Source organism: Streptomyces sp. NPDC001513, assembly GCF_042894695.1.
GTDB lineage: Bacteria > Actinomycetota > Actinomycetes > Streptomycetales > Streptomycetaceae > Streptomyces.
The window spans coordinates 221803-237227 of sequence record NZ_JBIAVU010000011.1; the positions used below are offsets into that span (position 1 = coordinate 221803).

Consider the following 15425-nt stretch of genomic DNA (forward strand, 5'->3'; position numbering starts at 1 on the left):
CACGAGGGTCGGAGCATGCCAACCGACACCTCTCCCGGGGCCCTTCCGGCACGGGCGCCCCTCGCGCTCGTGCCGGGTGAGCCCGTCCTCGACGTGGTGATCCCGGTCTTCAACGAGGAGAAGGACCTCGGCCCGTGCGTACGCCGACTGCACGAGCACCTCACCAGGACCTTCCCCTATCCCTTCCGGATCACGGTCGCCGACAACGCGAGCACCGACCGCACCCCCGAGGTCGCGGCCGGGCTCGCCGCCGCACTGGACGGCGTACGCAGCACCCGGCTGGAGGAGAAGGGCCGGGGCAGGGCGCTGCGCACCGTGTGGTCCGACTCCGAGGCCCCCGTCCTCGCCTACATGGACGTGGACCTCTCCACGGACCTGAACGCCCTGCTGCCGCTGGTCGCACCGCTGATCTCCGGTCACTCCGACCTGGCCATCGGCACCCGGCTGGCCCGATCCTCACGGGTGGTGCGGGGAGCCAAGCGGGAGTTCGTCTCCCGGGCCTACAACCTCCTGTTGCGGTCCTCGCTCGCCGCCCGGTTCAGCGATGCCCAGTGCGGGTTCAAGGCCATCCGGCGCGAGGTCGCCGAGCGGCTGCTGCCGCTGGTGGAGGACACGGGCTGGTTCTTCGACACCGAACTGCTCGTCCTCGCCGAGCGGGCCGGGCTGCGGATCCACGAGGTGCCGGTGGACTGGGTCGACGACCCCGACTCCACCGTCCACATCGTCAGGACCGCCACCGAGGACCTGAAGGGGGTCTGGCGCGTGGGCCGGGCGCTGGCCGTCGGAGCGCTCCCGCTCGACCGGCTCGCCCGCCCCTTCGGCGACGATCCGCGCGACCGCGCCGCACTGCCCGGCGTGGACGGCGGACTGGCCCGCCAGCTCCTCGGCTTCTGCGCCGTCGGAGCCCTGTCCACCCTGCTCTACCTGCTGCTGTACTCCGCCTTCCGTGGCGGGACCGGCCCGCAGACGGCCAACGGCGCCGCCCTGCTGCTCTCCGCGGTCGCCAACACCGCGGCCAACCGCCGGCTCACCTTCGGCGTCCGCGGCCGGGACCGGGCCGTGCGCCACCAGGCCCAGGGGCTGGTGGTGTTCGGCATCGGGCTGGCCCTGACGAGCGGTTCCCTGGCGGCGCTCGGAGCGGCCACCGCCGATCCCGCGCACGGCACCGAACTGGCCGTCCTGATCACCGCCAACCTCGCCGCCACCGTGCTGCGGTTCCTGCTCTTCCGCGCCTGGGTCTTCCCCGACCGGCGCGACACTCCTGCGAAGGACGACATTCGATGACCACCGCGGCAACTCCGCTCTTCCCGGTCCCCGAGACCCGGGCCCGTACCGGCCGGCGCGCCGTCGAACGGCCCCGCTGGGAACGGCCCGCCCTCGCCGGACTGCTGATCGCCACCGCCGTCCTGCTGCTGTGGGACCTGGGCTCCTCCGGCTACGCCAACTCCTTCTACTCCGCCGCCGCGCAGGCGGGCAGCGAGAGCTGGAAGGCCTTCTTCTTCGGCTCCTCCGACGCCGGGAACTCCATCACCGTCGACAAGCCCCCGGCCGCCCTCTGGCCGATGATGCTGTCGGTCCGGCTGTTCGGGCTCGGCTCCTGGCAGATCCTCGTCCCGCAGGCCCTGATGGGCGTCGGTACGACGGCCGTGCTGTACGCGGCCGTACGCAGGCAGTTCGGGCCCGGTGCGGCGCTGCTGAGCGGAGCGGCCTTCGCGCTCACGCCCGTCGCCGCGCTGATGTTCCGCTTCAACAACCCCGACGCCCTGCTGACGCTGCTGCTGACCGTCACCGTCTACTGCGTGCTGCGGGCCCTCGACGGGGCCCGTACCCAGTGGCTGGTCTGGGCCGGTGTCGCCGTCGGCTTCGCCTTCCTCACCAAGACCCTGCAGGCCTTCGTCATCCTGCCGCCGCTCGCGCTGCTGTACGCGGTCTGCGCGCCGACCCGGCTGCGCAGGCGCCTGGGCCAGCTGCTGCTGGCCGGGCTCGCGATGGTGGCGGCCGGCGGCTGGTGGGTGGCGATCGTGGAGCTGTGGCCCGCGTCCTCCCGCCCGTACATCGGCGGTTCGCAGAACAACTCCTTCCTGGAACTGACCCTCGGCTACAACGGCCTGGGCCGGATCAACGGCAACGAGACCGGCAGCGTCGGCGGCGGTGCCCGGACCGGCGGCGCCGCGGCCTACGGCCTGCCCGAGGGCGCCATGGGCGGCCCGGGCGGCAGGGCCGGGGGAGGCGGCTGGGGCGAGACCGGCTTCGACCGGCTGTTCGCGGGCAACATCGGCGGGCAGATCTCCTGGCTGCTTCCCGCGGCCCTGGTGCTGCTGGTGGCCGGGCTGGTGGTGACCTGGCGGGCCCGCCGGGCCACCGACTCGCTGGACGGCATGGCCCGGGCGGCCTTCCTGGCCTGGGGCGGCTCGCTGCTGATCACCGCGATCGTCTTCAGCTACATGCAGGGCATCTTCCACGAGTACTACACCGTGGCCCTGGCGCCGTTCGTGGCCGCGCTGATCGGCATGGGCGTCGCCGTCCTGTGGGAGGAGCGGGGCAGCGTGGCCGTGGCGATCACCCTCTCCGGCACGCTGGCCCTGACGGCCGTCTGGTCGTACGTCCTGCTGGGCCGCGCCACCGGCTATCTGCCGTGGCTGCGCTGGGCGGTGCTGGTGGGCGGGCTGCTCGCCGCGGCCGCGCTGCCGTTCGCCGCGCGGGCGGGCCGCCGGATGCTGCCGGCCGTGGCGGCGCTGGGCGTGGCGGCGTCCTTGGCCGGGCCGCTGGCGTACTGCCTGACCACGGTGAGCACCGGGCACACCGGTTCCATCGTGACCGCCGGACCGGCGGTGGCGGGCGGCCGGGGCGGCCCCGGCGGCATGATGGGCGGCTTCCGGGGTGCCGCCGGCGAGATGCCGCAGGGCGGGCCGGGTGGCCAGGGTGCCCAGGGCGGGCAGCCGGGCACGGGCGGGACCGGCGGTGGTCAGCCGGGTGCCGGTCAGCCGGGTGCCGCGCTGCCGGGCGGTGGACTGCCGCAGGGCGGTATGCCGCCGGGCCAGGGCGCTGCGGGCGGACGCGACGGCGGACGCGGTGGCGCGCGCACGGGCGGCGGGCCGGGCGGCGCGGGCGGTCTGCTGAACGGGGCGCAGGTCGGCGCCGAGGCCAAGGCGGCCCTCACCACCGACGCGGCCAGGTACAGGTGGGCGGCGGCGGCCATCGGCTCGCAGAACGCGGCCAGTTACCAGCTGGCCTCGGGCGCGCCCGTCATGGCGATCGGCGGCTTCAACGGCAGCGACCCCTCGCCGACCCTGGAGCAGTTCAAGGCCTACGTGCGGGAAGGGAAGATCCACTGGTTCATCGGCCAGGGCGGCTCCACCGGCGGCACGGCCGGCACCGGCGGCACGGCCGGCACCGGCGGCCCCGGAACCGCCGAGGGCGGCGCGCGGACGGGCGGCGGGCCGGGCGGCAGCACCAGCAGCGAGATCGAGAACTGGGTCAAGGCCGGCTTCAAGGAGTCCACGGTCGGCGGGGCCACTTTCTACGATCTGACCGCCCCGACGTCATGACCCGGTCGGATCCGGTCCGATCGGGTCTCATCCGGCCCGATCGACGGGACACCCCCTAGCATCAAGAGGGCGGACCGGGCATTCCGGGCTGATCCACCTGTCGTGAGGAGGGTGCCTGCATGGTGACCGCGGCCGATCCGGGCGAGACCCGGACCAGTGTGTGGCTGACCGCCAGGCCCGCCGCCCCCGCCAGACGCCGCACCGAGGCACCCTCCGGACTCGACCGGGAGCGGATCACCGCCGCGACCGTACGGCTGCTCGACGCCGAGGGGCTGGCCCGCTTCTCGATGCGGCGGCTCGCCGCCGGTCTCGGGGTCACCGCGATGTCCCTGTACTGGTACGTGGACACCAAGCATGATCTGCTCGAACTCGCCCTGGACCGTGCCCTGGGCGAGTTCAGGCTGCCGGCCGCGCCGCCGGGGAGCGGCGAGGCGGGCTGGCCGGGCCGGCTGCAGACGCTGGCCCGGGGCTACCGGCGGGTGCTGGCGGACCACCCGTGGGTGGCTCCGCTCACCGCCGCCTATCCGAACATCGGCCCGCACGCGCGGGCCTTCGACGCGGCCCTCCAGCGGCTGCTGGACGCCACCGGGCTGGCGGACGCCGCCCGGACCGGCGCCCACCTGGCCGTGTCGCAGTTCCTGCAGGGCTGTGGGGGCGCGGTCCGGCGGGCGCCCGAGGCCGACTTCTGTCTCGCGCTCGACGTCCTGATCGCGGGCATCGAGGCCAAGGCGCGGCCCGAGGCCAAGGCACGTTCCAAGGCCAAGGCCCAGCCCAAGGCGAAGGCCACGGCGTGAGACCGGGGCCAAGGCCACGGCTCAGGGCCCTGACACCGCCAGGGCCCTGACACCGCTCAGGCCTTGACGGCGGTCTCGGTGGTCCCGGCGGTGGCTTCCGCCAGCTCGGCCGAGGCCGCCGCCGGGGAGTGGGCCGCCGGCTTCGACTTCAGCGCGACCTCCTTGATGAACACCACCAGCACCAGGCCGAGGAGCGCGAACGGGGCGGCGTAGAGGAAGACGTCGCCGACGCCGTGCCCGTACGCGGACTCGATGACCTCGCGGATGGGCGCGGGCAGTTTGTCGAGGTCGGGGATCCCGCCCCCGGCGGTGCCGCTCCGGCCCGCGGCCGCGGCCTTCGGCCCGAGTGCGGCCAGCCCGTCCTGGACGTAGTGCGTGACCCGGTTGGCCATCACCGCGCCGAGCGCGGAGACGCCCATGGCGCCGCCGAGCGAGCGGAAGAAGGTGACGACCGAGCTGGCCGCGCCCAGGTCCTCGGGGGCCACCTGGTTCTGGGTGGCGAGGACCAGGTTCTGCATCATCATGCCGAGACCGAGGCCGGTCAGCGCCATGTAGATCGCGATGTGCCAGTACGGGGTGTCGTACCGCAGGGTGCCCAGCAGGCCCAGACCGACGGTCAGCAGCACGCCGCCGGAGACGAGCCAGGCCTTCCACTTGCCGGTCTTGGTGATCACCTGACCGGAAAGGGTGGAGGAGACGAAGAGGCCGGCGATCATCGGAATCGTGAGGATTCCGGACATCGTGGGGGACTCACCGCGGGCCAACTGGAAGAACTGGCTGAAAAACACGGTCCCCGAGAACATCGCGATGCCCACGAACAGCGACGCCGCCGACGCCAGGGTGATCGTCTTGTTGCGGAAGAGCCGCAGCGGGATGATCGGGTCGCTCGCGCGGGACTCGACGAGGACGAAGAGCAGGCCGAGCAGCACCGCGCCGCCCGTCATGGCCCAGGTCTGCCAGGAGATCCACTCGTAGGAGTCGCCGGCCTGCGTGACCCAGATCAGCAGCAGCGAGACGGCCCCGCTGATCAGGAAGGCGCCCAGCCAGTCGACCTTGACGTCGCGGCGGACGACCGGGAGGTGCAGGGTCCGCTGGAGCACGATCAGGGCGATGATCGCGAAGGGCACGCCGACGTAGAAGCACCAGCGCCAGCCCAGCCACTCGGTGTCGGTGATGACACCGCCCAGCAGCGGGCCGCCGACGGTGGCGACGGCGAAGACCGCGCCGAGGTAGCCGCTGTACCGGCCGCGCTCGCGCGGGGAGATCATCGCGGCCATGACGATCTGGGCGAGGGCCGACAGACCGCCGACGCCGATGCCCTGGACCACGCGGCAGGCGATGAGCGTGCCGGTGTTCTGGGACAGGCCCGCGACCACGGAGCCGAGGACGTAGATCACGAGGGATATCTGGACCAGCAGCTTCTTGCTGAACAGGTCGGACAGCTTGCCCCACAGCGGGGTGGCCGCCGTCATCGACAGCAGGGCTGCCGTGACCACCCAGGTGTACGAGGACTGCGTGCCGCCGAGGTCGCTGATGATCTGGGGCAGGGCGTTCGACACGATGGTGGACGACAGGATCGCCACGAACATGCCGAGCATCAGCCCGGACAGCGCCTTCATGATCTGCGGGTGGGTCATGGTCACGGCCGCGGAAGCGGATGCTCCCGCGGCCGTGGCCTTGGGTGAGTTGTCGGTCGTCGTCTCCGACTGCGCCATGTCTTTCCTTACGTCCAGAAGCTCGATCGGAGTCGGGCCAGCAGGGTGTTGAGCAGGTCGATGTCCTGGGCGGACCAGCCGTGCAGGGCTCTTTCCAGCGCGGCCGTGTGGCGGGCGCCGAGCTCGGCGAGCAGCGCCCGGCCGGTCGGCGTGAGCCGCAGGATCCGGCAGCGTCCGTCGCCGGGGTCGGTCTCGCGCTCGATCCAGCCGCGGTCGGCGACGTGCGTGACGTGCCGGCTGGTCACCGAGATGTCGACCGCCATGAACTCGGCCAGCCGGCTCAGCCGCATCTCCCCGTGCCGGTCCAGCACGGTGAGGACGGCGGCCGCGCCGGGCGGGCAGTCCGGGGGCAGGCTGCGGGCGAGCTCGCGCTTGACCGCGCCGATCCCGGTGAGCTGGCGGGCCAGCTCCTCGTGCGGAGTGGGCGGAGCGGGTGGAGCGGACGGAGTCGGTGCAGTGGTCGGGGCGGTCGCAGTCGTCCGCGTGGTCATCGTCACCGGGTCCCCCCATCTTGTTGCTTCAGGCAACCATAGAAGCGAATGGTTGCTACAGGCAAACGAATCCGGGGGGTGGGGCGGTAAAAGAATCGGAAAACCGGCTAGGGTCCTGCTCCATGGCTGAGAACCACAACTCACAGGTCCCCGAGGGCAACTACGACCCCGCGGGCAGCACGCAGATGTTCCGGGCGTTCGTCGAGGAGGCCGCACCGGCCCGCCAGCCGGCACCGGGCTCCCGCCAGCAGCGCCGCGCCGCGGAGCAGGAGCGGTCCGGGTCCTCGGGCTCGACCGCCAAGGTGGCGCTGATCATCGGGCTCGTCCTCATGATCGGCGCGGCCGCCTGGGTGGTCCTGCACTGACGACTCCGGCACGGGCCGACTCCGGCACGGGCCGGCTCCGGCTGAGGCAGGCTCCGTCGGCTGAGACCGGCTCCGCCGGCCTCAGCTCCAGGTGGCGGTGACGTTCCGGGTGTCCACGTGCATGCCCAGCGGCACCCGCCAGGCCTCCACGCACACCGTGTAGGTCTGCGTCTTCGAGGCTCCGCCCGCGAGGGGCGACGGCAGCGGCTGGGTCGTGGTGATCGTGGCCCAGTCGATGCCGAGCGCGCCGATGATGTGCGTCGCGAAGCTGACCGTGCCCGCACGGGCCGCCGTCGTCCCGGTGTTCGTGAAGGTCACCGTGACCCGCTCGCACCAGCGGTCGGCCGCGGCCGCCCTGGTCGGCGTGGACAGCGTCAGCTTCGCCGGGGTCGTGGGCGGGGCCGGGGGTGTGGTGCCGGGCTTGGTGGACGGGCCGCCCGGGCCCGTGGGCGAGGTCGACGGGGTCCCCGGAGCGTTCGGCGCGCCCGCCGCCGGCGGGGTCCGCCCGGGGCCTGCCGGGGCGCCGGGAGTGCCCGCGGGGCCGCCGGAGGCGGTGGCCGCGGCTCCGCCCGGGGTGGAGCCGCCCGGAAGCCCGGATCCCGGAGCCTGGGCCGACGTACCTGCCGATGTACCTGTCGACGCATCCGTCGACGTGCCGGACGACGCGGAGGATCCGCCCGCCGCGGAGGAGGGTCCGCCGAGCTGCTGGAACTCCACGTGTCCCTGCGGCGCCACGTTCTCCCCCGCGCCCCGTTCGGGGCCCGGGGCCGCGGCGCCCACGGCGACGTAGCCGTCCCGCGCCGCGCCGCCGCAGCCGGTGAGGCCGGCGACGGCCGTGCAGCACAGGGCGAGGAGGGCGGTGGCCGCTCGCGATCCCTTTCGCATCGCGCCAGTTTTCCTGACGGATCGTCAATTGGGAAGCGGGCGGCGCCCGGTCACTCTCCGATGAGGCCTGCGCGCAGCTGCGCGAGGGTGCGGGTCAGCAGCCGGGAGACGTGCATCTGGGAGATGCCGACCTCCTCGCCGATCTGCGACTGCGTCATGTTCGCGAAGAAGCGCAGCATGATGATCTGCCGTTCCCGGGGCGGGAGTTTGGCGAGCAGCGGCTTCAGGGACTCGCGGTACTCGACGCCTTCGAGCGCGGTGTCCTCGTACCCGAGGCGGTCCGCGAGCGAGCCCTCGCCGCCCTCGTCCTCCGGAGAGGGCGAGTCGAGCGAGGAGGCGGTGTAGGCGTTGCCGACGGCGAGACCGTCGACCACGTCCTCCTCCGAGACCCCGAGCACGGCGGCGAGCTCCGGCACGGTCGGCGAGCGGTCCAGCTTCTGGGCGAGCTCGTCGCTGGCCTTGGTCAGCGCCAGGCGCAGCTCCTGGAGCCGCCGCGGGACGCGGACGGACCAGGAGGTGTCCCTAAAGAATCGTTTGATCTCGCCCACGACGGTCGGCATCGCGAACGTCGGGAACTCCACGCCGCGTTCGCAGTCGAACCGGTCGATCGCCTTGATCAGGCCGATGGTGCCGACCTGGACGATGTCCTCCATCGGTTCGTTGCGGCTGCGGAAGCGGGCCGCGGCGTACCGCACAAGGGGCAGGTTCAGCTCGATCAGGGTGTCGCGTACGTACGCCCGGTCGGGGCTGTCCGCGTCCAGGGTGGCGAGTCGCTGGAAGAGGGAGCGGGAGAGGGTGCGGGTGTCGATGGCTTCCGAGCGGTCGGACACTGCCGGCGGCGTCACGCTCTTGACGAGTGTGAGCACCTTGGAGCTGCCCTGGTCTACGGACATGCCACCCCCTTGAGGTCGCGGACGGTCGCGTACGGCGCGCCCGTCGGAGGAACGCAGCCTCCACCTGAATACCGGAGGCGGGGCTGCGGCAAACGCGGTTCAAGCAGAATGTCACATGTCGGCAACACGCTGTAGCGCCAAGTCGACATATATCTCCAGCGACAGGAGCGCTCGGAAGGCGATCAGCCCGATCTGTCGGGAAACATGCGAATGATCTCCACTCGTTACGGTTACGCCTCGATCCTGTTTGCGGATCTCAGTCGGGCGAAGCTCCGGGCGAGCAGCCGTGAGACGTGCATCTGGGAGACCCCGAGCTCGGCGCTGATCTGTGACTGCGTCAGGTTGTTGTAGTACCGCAGGAGCAGGATCCGCTGTTCGCGCTCGGGCAGTTGTACGAGGAGGTGGCGGACGAGGTCGCGGTGCTCGACCCCGGCCAGCTCCGGGTCCTCGTAGCCGAGCCGGTCCAGCAGCCCGGGCATGCCGTCGCCCTCCTGGGCGGCCTCCAGCGAGGTCGCGTGGTAGCTGCGCCCGGCCTCGATGCAGGACAGCACCTCGTCCTCGGTGATGCGCAGGCGTTCGGCGATCTCCGGGGTGGTCGGGGTGCGCCCGTGGAGCGTGGTGAGGTCCTCGGTGGCGGCGTTGACCTGGACCCACAGCTCGTGGAGGCGGCGCGGTACGTGGACGGTGCGGACGTTGTCGCGGAAGTACCGCTTGATCTCGCCCACGACGGTCGGCATCGCGAAGGTCGGGAACTGCACGCCGCGGTCCGGGTCGAAGCGGTCGATGGCGTTGATCAGGCCGATGGTGCCGACCTGGACCACGTCCTCCATCGGCTCGTTGCGGCTGCGGAAGCGGGCGGCCGCGTACCGGACGAGCGGGAGGTTGGCCTCGATGAGGGCCCCGCGCACCCGGGTGTGCTCGCCGGTGCCCGGCTCCAGGCCCTTCAGCTGGCCGAAGAGGACCTGGGTGAGGGCGCGGGTGTCCGCGCCCCGGCTCGGGGGTCTCGGTGGGGCCGGGGGCTCCTCGGGCGGCTCCTGGCGGGCCTCCGGAAGGGGCTCCGGGCGGGCTTCCCCGGGGGCTTCTCGCGGGCCTTCCCGGCCGGACTCCCGGCCGGACCCTTGACCAGGCGCTTGACCGGATTCCGGGCCGGACTCCTGGCCGGATTCCGGGCGGGAATCCGGGCGGGATTCCTGGCGGGGCTCTTGCTGGGTCGGCACCTGGGGGTCCTGCTGGGGTGGCACTTGAGGCGCAGTACTGGCCGGCACGGTCACGCCACCCCTTCAGTCAACTCATCCGTCAAAAGCGGTCATAGCATCACAAGAGATGTGCACTGTGTGCAAGCACCGTATAACGCCGTGTTGAGGGCAAGTTGGGCATATCAGGGCAATACGCCCAGTGATGGGTATGCAAAAAGCCCCCCACCCGTCGGAGTGGGGGGCCGGAATTCCGGGAACCGCTTCAGCGTACGGGGTCAGCGCACCAGTTCGGTCATGAACTCGCCGATGCCGGATGCGGCATCCGATATCCCCTGGAAGCCTATTTCCACCATCTCGGCCGCCCTCTTCGGCTGGGTGATGATCACGAAGAGGACGAACACGGTGAGGGCACCCGTGATGAGTTTCCTGGTGTCCACGAGCGGGCGGCCTCCCCAACCGGTCCTTGCAAGTCGGGTGAGTCTAACCGGTCAAGATTGGACACTGACGTGTCCTTTAAGGACCAATGACCCGGCACTCCGGGTCCTTTGCCGCTGGGTCCGGGGTCGCGGCGGGCACAGGATGGGTGTGAGCCCACCGGTTCTGGCAGGAAATCGGTGGGTGAGGGACAGGACCTCACTGCGGGGTCCGAGCCGCCGGCTTCCCCCTGACTGCGGCCCGGACCGGTAGGTCCGTCCTCGTCGGGGGAAGTGGTTTTGTCCCCCCGATGCCACTTCCCCCGTCCCACTCGTCGAAGGCCCCGACCCCGGTCGGGGCCTTCTTCGTGCCGTACGGGCTACTCGATGCCGCCGGCCAGGCCCAGCACGGGCTCCACGGGCGCGACCACCGGGTACAGCTGGTTCGGCACCTCCATGACCGCGTTGAGCTGGTTCGCGCCCTCGCTGAGCTTCGACCCGATCTCCGCGACGGAAGTGGGCTGGGCCCCCGCCGGCATCCCGGGCGCGGCCGTCGGCAGGTCCGGGAGGGCGAGGGGGGCGATCGGGGCGGCCGAGGCGGCGGGTGCGGCGAGGCCCGCGGCGGCCCCCGCGAGGGCGATGGCGGCGAGGATGCGCTGGGTCTTGGTCATGCCGTGACAACGGCCGAAGGGGCGGGCGGTCACGCGGCTGTCCGCCGGACGGGAGCGCCACGAACGACGAGAGCCCCGACCCTTGCGGGGCGGGGCTCTCGTTCAGAGCGGTAGCGGTGGGATTTGAACCCACGGATAGCTTGCACCATCACACGCTTTCGAGGCGTGCTCCTTCGGCCGCTCGGACACGCTACCGAGAGAGAGCTTAGCCCAAGGTGGCCCGTGCGCCGAAATCCGTATCCGCGGCCCCGCCGTCACAGCTCACGGAAGAAGTCCGTCAGCTGCCGGGCGCACTCTTCGGCGAGGACGCCGCGGACCACCTCGGGACGGTGGTTGAGCCGGCGGTCCCGTACGAGGTCCCACAGGGACCCGGCCGCGCCCGCCTTCTCGTCGTCCGCGCCGTAGACGACCCGGGCGACGCGCGACTGCACGAGAGCGCCCGCGCACATCACGCACGGCTCCAGGGTCACCACGAGGGTGCACCCCGGAAGCCGCCATTCGCCGCGCGCGGCGGCCGCCCGGCGCAGCGCCACGACCTCGGCGTGCGCCGTGGGGTCGCCGGTCGCCTCGCGTTCGTTGTACCCGGTGGCGAGGAGTTCCCCGTCCGGGCCCAGCACGACGGCGCCGACCGGCACATCGCCGGCCGGCACCGCCCGGGCGGCCTCCTGGAGCGCCAGGCGCATGGAGTCCCGCCACGGGTCCCGTACGGGATCGGTGGTGTGCGTGTCGTGCGTGCGGATCACTAGCGGACGGCCTCCAGGACCTCGGTGGCGCCGAGGGACTCGGCGATCTCCGAGAGGGCGTCCCCGTCGAGGGTCATCAGTTGTTTGTTGGTCACCCCGAGGTCGTCCAGCAGCCGGGGGTCGCCGAGCGGACCGGCTGGTACCGGTTCCGCGCCGGCCCCGCCCGTCCCGTCCTCGTCGGCGTCCTCGTCCGTGTAGGCGGCGACGGCATCCTCCTCGCCGTCCTCGGTGCCGTCCAGGTCCAGCTCGTCGAGTTCGTCGTCCTCCTCGTCGCTGCCCAGCAGCTCTTTGGTCAGCATCGAGCCGTAGGAGCTGCGGGCGGCCGCGGAGGCGTTCGATACGAAGTACCGCGGGTCCTCCTCGCCGTCCACGCGGACGACGCCGAACCAGGCGTCCTCCTGCTCGATGAGGGCGACCACCGTGTCGTCGTCGACAGCGGCGGAACGGGCGAGATCGATCAGATCACTGAGGGACTCGACGTCGTCGAGTTCCATGTCGCTCGCTTCCCACCCGTCTTCGGTGCGCGCGAGCAGTGCGGCGAAATACACCGTGACTCTCCCACTGGTCTTAGGCGTGCCGGTTGGAGGTCCCCCCGGCCGGAGGTTGGGGCCGCAACGGCCGCGTGCTCGCCGCTTGTGCCCCGCCCAATCGGCATCGTGGCAGAAACAGCGGCTTTGCGAGAGGTCTTCGGCGCTTGCGTCGTGCCGTGCCGTGTCCCTGCGGGGGGCTTGCGGGGTTGTGGGGGCGGGGTGGCGGGGCCGTGCCGGGGGGTGCGCGGCGGGCGGTTCGGCTCGGCCGTGTCGCGGCGTGCCGGGCCTGCGGCCGGCCCCCGGGGCTCCGCCCCGGACCCCGCGCCTCAAACGCCGGCGGGGCTGGATGGGGGGCAGGCGGGGCTGGATGGGGTGGTTACCAGCGGAAGGTGCGCATGCGCATCTGTTGGCGCATGCGGGCCGCGCGGGCGCGGCGGGGCTGGACGCGGTCGCGCAGGGCGCGGGCCTCCATGAGGTCGCGCAGGAACTGCGCGCGGCGTGCTCGGCGCTGGGCCGCGGTCTCCGGCGCATCGTCGCTCGGCTGCGTGTCGGGCATCGGCCACCACCCTGGGCAGGTCGGTCGTTTCCCCCTGCACCCACCTTGCCCCGGACGGGGCGTTTGATGCCACCCCTGTGCAGGTCAGACGTCGTCCTTGAGGGTCGGCACGATCGCCACCGGGCCGTGCGCGTGGTGCAGTACCGCATGGGCCACCGAGCCGATCTGCAGGGACATGGCGGTGCGCCGCGGGTGGTGGCGGCCGACCACCACCAGGGCCGCCGACCGCGAGGCGTCGACCAGCCGGCCCGCCGGGTCGCCGGGGACCGCGGCCTGCTCGACGGGGACGTCCGGGTAGCGCGTGCGCAGGGGCGCCAGCCGCGCCGTCTGGGAGCGGAGCATCTCCCGCTCGGCCGGTACGCCGTCCCCCTCGTCGGCGAGGCCCTCCGGCGGGATCACCTCGAAGGGGCGGTCGATCATCAGGGCCGGTGCGGGCGGGACGGCGTACGCGGAGACCACCTGGACGGTGGTCCCCCGCACGGCCGCCTCCGCGAAGGCGAAGGTCAGTACGTCGTCGGGCGTCTCGGCGGCGTGCAGCCCGAGCACCACGCGCCCGGCGGACTCCTCGGAGGCGGCCGCCTCGGCGTTGCGCTCCGCGTGCGGGACCACCACCACCGGGCACGGGGCCGACGACGCCACCGCCCTGCTGCTCGAACCGAGCAGCAGGCTGGCGAAGCCGCCGCGCCCCCGGGAGCCCATCACCAGCATCAGGGCCCCCGCACCGATCACCCGCAGCGCCTCGGGGACCGAGCCCTCCAGGGCCTCGTACCGGACCCCCTCGGGCAGCTCGGAGCCGCCGCCGAGCAGGGCCCGTACCCAGTCCTTGACGGGGTCGGCGAACTCCGCCGGCTGCGAGGCGTCGTGCAGGGCAGCCCGGCGGCCCGCATACAACTGGGCGTGGTCGGGCAGAACATGGGCGATCATCAGCTCCGTACCGTGCCGGACGGCTGCGGCCCTCGCCCACTCCAGGGCCTTGAGGCTGTGTTCGGACCCGTCGACGGCTGCGATCACCGGTGCGTTGCTCATCCGTCCAGCGTGCTGGGCGTCCGGGCGGGTCGCATCCGCAGGCCGCTGCGGGCGTGGCTGCCGCTGCGGACGCGAAGGGGCCGCGTCACCGCGTAGCCTTTTGGGTGCAGGTCGCGTCGTGCGGCCGTTTTTGCTGGTCGCAGGCTCAGTTTTGGAGGATGTTGTGCGTTTGCAGGTCGTCGATCACCCCTTGGTGGCGCACAAACTCACCACCCTGCGCGACAAGCGCACCGACTCCGCCACCTTCCGGCGGCTCGCCGACGAGCTGGTCACCCTGCTCGCGTACGAGGCCACCCGCGACGTGCGCACCGAGCAGGCCGACATCGAGACGCCGGTCGCCCCGACCACCGGCGTGAAGCTGTCCCACCCGCGGCCGCTGGTCGTGCCGATCCTGCGGGCCGGCCTCGGCATGCTCGACGGCATGGTGCGACTGCTGCCGACCGCCGAGGTGGGCTTCCTGGGCATGGTCCGCAACGAGGAGACCCTGGAGGCCTCCACGTACGCGACGCGCATGCCGGAGGACCTCTCCGGACGCCAGGTCTACGTCGTCGACCCGATGCTCGCCACCGGCGGCACGCTCGTCGCGGCGATCCAGGAGCTGATCAAGCGCGGCGCCGACGACGTCACCGCCGTGGTGCTGCTGGCGGCGCCCGAGGGCGTCGAGATCATGGAGCGCGAGCTGGCGGGCACGCCGGTGACCGTGGTGACGGCCGCGGTGGACGAGCGGCTCAACGAGCACGGCTACATCGTGCCGGGGCTGGGCGACGCGGGCGACCGGATGTACGGCTCGGCCGAATAGCCGTCCGGCGGCCGGCCGACACCGCGCTCCAGCGGGAGAGCGGCCGGCCGGCACGCCGGTACGCGGTTCAGGCGTTCAGCATTTGGCGGGCGCGGGCAGGGGGTTGGCCAGGACGGCCAGCGCCTTGTCCGCGTCCTCCTTCGTACTGAGCTCCTTGAAGGCGTCGCCCAGGATCAGGTCGATGTCCGCGCCCTCGCGGGTGTCGGTCTGCTGGGTGGTGCCGGCGAGCTGGGTGCCCAGGACGGAGAAGGCGGCCTTGTCCGTCGCGGGGGAGCCCAGCAGTATCCCGGTGCCGGGGACCTTCTTGTCGAAGTCGGCCGGGGCGTTGCCGACGTGGCCGATGACGAAGCCGCGTTTGGCCAGTTCGTCGCCGACGGCCTTGGCCAGGCCCGCGCGCGGGGTCGCGTTGTAGACGTTGACCGTGATCTCGCCGGGCGGCGGGAGCACGACCGCGGGTTTCGCGGCGGCCGAGGCGGTGGCCGAGGTGTTGGAGGCGGCGGTGGGGCCGCCCTTGGCAGCGCCCTTGGGAGGCGTCGTCGGGCAGTCCTTGGCGCCGGCAGCCGTGTTCCGCTTCGGGCCGTCGCCGCGGAACACGTCGATGAGCTGCATTGCCCCGTAGCCGACCAGGGCAAGCGCGAGGACCGAGCCGAGGATGGCGAGGACGATCCGAGGACGGCTCCGCTTGCGGCTCATACGGGGGTAGGCGGCTCCCGTGACGCGGTACTTTCCGCCCATGCCGGGGGGAGTGAGCATGCTCATGGGCGCAGCGTAGTGCGGCCCGGTGGCGATGCCTACTAAAT

At 72.4% G+C, this 15425-nt stretch carries 17 protein-coding genes and 1 tRNA gene; 5 read left to right on the forward strand and 13 right to left on the reverse strand.

What is annotated here, in order from left to right; genetic code table 11:
* Positions 1-15: 15 nt before the first annotated feature.
* The 3 genes from ACFYZ4_RS25280 to ACFYZ4_RS25290 all read left to right on the forward strand — a co-directional run bounded on the left by ACFYZ4_RS25280 (position 16) and on the right by ACFYZ4_RS25290 (position 4342).
* Positions 16-1284 carry a bifunctional glycosyltransferase family 2/GtrA family protein gene (locus ACFYZ4_RS25280; protein ID WP_351287805.1) on the forward strand — a complete coding sequence of 423 codons (1269 nt, stop codon included), beginning with the start codon at positions 16-18 and terminating at the stop codon, positions 1282-1284.
* Positions 1281-3548, forward strand: coding sequence for an ArnT family glycosyltransferase (locus tag ACFYZ4_RS25285; RefSeq protein WP_390784858.1), 2268 nt, complete (start codon positions 1281-1283; stop codon positions 3546-3548). Before ACFYZ4_RS25280 ends, ACFYZ4_RS25285 begins: the two co-directional genes overlap by 4 nt.
* A gap of 119 nt (positions 3549-3667) precedes the next feature.
* Positions 3668-4342, forward strand: a complete 675-nt coding sequence (locus ACFYZ4_RS25290) for a TetR/AcrR family transcriptional regulator (protein WP_390784859.1) — start codon at positions 3668-3670, stop codon at positions 4340-4342.
* Positions 4343-4398: 56 nt separating this feature from the next.
* Here ACFYZ4_RS25290 and ACFYZ4_RS25295 read toward each other — a convergent pair whose 3' ends face one another.
* Together ACFYZ4_RS25295 and ACFYZ4_RS25300 are read right to left on the reverse strand one after the other, a co-directional pair.
* A complete protein-coding gene (locus ACFYZ4_RS25295) occupies positions 4399-5979 on the reverse strand; it encodes an MDR family MFS transporter (protein ID WP_390784900.1) in 1581 nt (526 codons plus the stop codon).
* A gap of 86 nt (positions 5980-6065) precedes the next feature.
* Positions 6066-6548 carry a MarR family winged helix-turn-helix transcriptional regulator gene (locus ACFYZ4_RS25300; RefSeq protein WP_390784860.1) on the reverse strand — a complete coding sequence of 161 codons (483 nt, stop codon included), beginning with the start codon at positions 6546-6548 and terminating at the stop codon, positions 6066-6068.
* A 122-nt stretch (positions 6549-6670) separates the two neighbouring features.
* Here ACFYZ4_RS25300 and ACFYZ4_RS25305 point away from each other — a divergent pair, with 122 nt between their 5' ends.
* Positions 6671-6913: a hypothetical protein gene (locus ACFYZ4_RS25305; protein WP_351287794.1), complete on the forward strand. Its 243-nt coding sequence runs from the start codon at positions 6671-6673 to the stop codon at positions 6911-6913.
* Between the two features lie 81 nt (positions 6914-6994).
* On the opposite strand, the gene ACFYZ4_RS25310 is transcribed toward ACFYZ4_RS25305, so the two are convergent.
* From ACFYZ4_RS25310 to ACFYZ4_RS25355, 10 genes are all read right to left on the reverse strand, one after another.
* Positions 6995-7798, reverse strand: a complete 804-nt coding sequence (locus tag ACFYZ4_RS25310; RefSeq protein ID WP_390784861.1) for a hypothetical protein — start codon at positions 7796-7798, stop codon at positions 6995-6997.
* Positions 7799-7848: 50 nt separating this feature from the next.
* A complete protein-coding gene (locus ACFYZ4_RS25315) occupies positions 7849-8691 on the reverse strand; it encodes an RNA polymerase sigma factor SigF (RefSeq protein WP_351287788.1) in 843 nt (280 codons plus the stop codon).
* A 230-nt stretch (positions 8692-8921) separates the two neighbouring features.
* The gene (locus ACFYZ4_RS25320; protein ID WP_351287785.1) at positions 8922-9908 is read right to left on the reverse strand and encodes an RNA polymerase sigma factor SigF; all 987 of its coding nucleotides are present in this window, start codon (positions 9906-9908) and stop codon (positions 8922-8924) included.
* Positions 9909-10162: 254 nt separating this feature from the next.
* A complete protein-coding gene (locus ACFYZ4_RS25325) occupies positions 10163-10324 on the reverse strand; it encodes a hypothetical protein (protein WP_199808029.1) in 162 nt (53 codons plus the stop codon).
* A gap of 356 nt (positions 10325-10680) precedes the next feature.
* The gene (locus ACFYZ4_RS25330) at positions 10681-10971 is read right to left on the reverse strand and encodes a hypothetical protein (protein ID WP_351287782.1); all 291 of its coding nucleotides are present in this window, start codon (positions 10969-10971) and stop codon (positions 10681-10683) included.
* Positions 10972-11079: 108 nt separating this feature from the next.
* Positions 11080-11166 (reverse strand) — tRNA-Ser (locus ACFYZ4_RS25335).
* Between the two features lie 59 nt (positions 11167-11225).
* Positions 11226-11654, reverse strand: coding sequence for a tRNA adenosine(34) deaminase TadA (gene tadA / locus ACFYZ4_RS25340; RefSeq protein WP_051836524.1), 429 nt, complete (start codon positions 11652-11654; stop codon positions 11226-11228).
* Positions 11655-11713: 59 nt separating this feature from the next.
* Entirely contained in the window at positions 11714-12262 is a 549-nt protein-coding gene (locus tag ACFYZ4_RS25345) for a hypothetical protein (protein ID WP_390784862.1), read from the reverse strand.
* A 358-nt stretch (positions 12263-12620) separates the two neighbouring features.
* A complete protein-coding gene (locus ACFYZ4_RS25350; RefSeq protein WP_030027564.1) occupies positions 12621-12800 on the reverse strand; it encodes a hypothetical protein in 180 nt (59 codons plus the stop codon).
* An 84-nt stretch (positions 12801-12884) separates the two neighbouring features.
* Positions 12885-13826 (reverse strand): universal stress protein, encoded by a 942-nt coding sequence (locus ACFYZ4_RS25355; protein WP_351289952.1) that lies wholly within the window; start codon positions 13824-13826, stop codon positions 12885-12887.
* Between the two features lie 163 nt (positions 13827-13989).
* Here ACFYZ4_RS25355 and upp point away from each other — a divergent pair, with 163 nt between their 5' ends.
* Positions 13990-14625 (forward strand): uracil phosphoribosyltransferase, encoded by a 636-nt coding sequence (gene upp / locus ACFYZ4_RS25360; protein WP_030010426.1) that lies wholly within the window; start codon positions 13990-13992, stop codon positions 14623-14625.
* A gap of 75 nt (positions 14626-14700) precedes the next feature.
* On the opposite strand, the gene ACFYZ4_RS25365 is transcribed toward upp, so the two are convergent.
* Positions 14701-15384, reverse strand: a complete 684-nt coding sequence (locus ACFYZ4_RS25365) for a LytR C-terminal domain-containing protein (protein ID WP_390784863.1) — start codon at positions 15382-15384, stop codon at positions 14701-14703.
* Positions 15385-15425 lie beyond the last annotated feature (41 nt).